This window comes from Paracraurococcus ruber (assembly GCF_004353985.1).
In the GTDB taxonomy this organism is placed as follows: Bacteria; Pseudomonadota; Alphaproteobacteria; order Acetobacterales; family Acetobacteraceae; genus Paracraurococcus; species Paracraurococcus ruber.
Map to the genome: position 1 here is coordinate 1 of NZ_SMOA01000582.1, position 1243 is coordinate 1243.

The following is a 1243-nucleotide window of genomic DNA, read 5'->3' on the forward strand; positions in this document are numbered from 1 at the left end:
CGAGTGCCGGGCGCGGCCCTTGCCGGCGGCGCGCCGCGCGGCCATGACGCCGCCCGCAACGACCTGCCGGAGGTCCGCCGCCCCATGCGCCCAGCCCGCCGCCCGCTGCTCGCCGCCCCCTTCCTGCTGGCCGCCCTGGCCGCCCGCGCGCCCTCGGCCCGGGCCCAGGCAGCCTGGCCGGACCGGCCGCTGCGCCTCATCGTCCCCTTCCCGCCCGGCTCCACGCCGGACACCACGGGACGGCTGCTCGCCGCGCATTTCACCCGCGCCTTCGGCCAGCCCTGCGTGGTGGAAAACCGCGCCGGCGCCGGCGGCAATATCGGCACCGACGTGGTGGCGAAGGCGACGGACGGCCACACCATCGGCCTGACCATCAATGGCCCGCTCGCCACCGCGAGGGCGCTGTTCCCGGACCTGCCCTACGACCCGCGGCGCGACCTTGCCATCGCGTCCCTGCTGGTGCGCGCCGGGCAGGTCCTGGTCGTGCATCCCGACCTGCCGGTGCGCGACCTGGCGGGCTTCGTCGCGCATGTGCGGGCGAATCCGGGCAAGCTCTCCTTCGGCTCGGTCGGCTCCGGCTCCGGCGGGCATCTCGCCATGGCGGAGCTGATGGCGCGGGCCGGGCTCGACATGGTGCATGTGCCCTATCGCGGCTTCCCGCAGGCGACGCTCGACCTGGTGGCGGGCCGGATCGAAGCGATGGTGATCGTCTCGGCCGGCATCCTGCCGCAGCTGCGGGAAGGCCGGGCGCGGGCGCTGGCGGTGACGGCCGAGCGCCGCATCCCGCAGGCGCCGGAGGTGCCGACCCTGGCCGAGGCCGGCTTCCCCGGCGCGGAGAGCTATGCCTGGAACGCGCTGGTGGCGCCGGCCGCGACGCCGGCACCGCGCATCGCCCGGCTGGCGGAGGAAGCGGCGAAGGCGCTGGCCGAGCCGCAGGCGCGGGCGGCGCTGGAGGCCGGCGGCTTCGAGGTGGTGGCCAGCGGGCCGGCGGAGGCCACCCGCTTCGTCGCGGCGGAGACCGAACGCTGGAGCGGGTTGATCGCCCGTCTGGGGATCAAGGCGGAGGCCTGAGGCACGGGTGCCCACGGCCCGGCGACTGACCCCGGGCCTGGCGCGCCGGCCGGCGCCCTGCGGCGATGGCGCGGCTGCGGCGCGCCGAGCCCGGCGATCGGGCGGGCCGGCATCCGTGCCGGCCGGTTGCGGGGCCAGTGGCGGGGCGAGTGGCACGGCCGCGGGGCGAATG

The 1243-nt window shown here is 77.9% G+C and carries 1 protein-coding gene; it reads left to right on the forward strand.

Translation table 11 applies throughout. The annotated features are described in order from the left end of the window. The coding region (locus E2C05_RS31895) for a Bug family tripartite tricarboxylate transporter substrate binding protein (protein WP_338045232.1) at positions 1-1071 on the forward strand (1071 nt) is incomplete at its 5' end. Positions 1072-1243 lie beyond the last annotated feature (172 nt).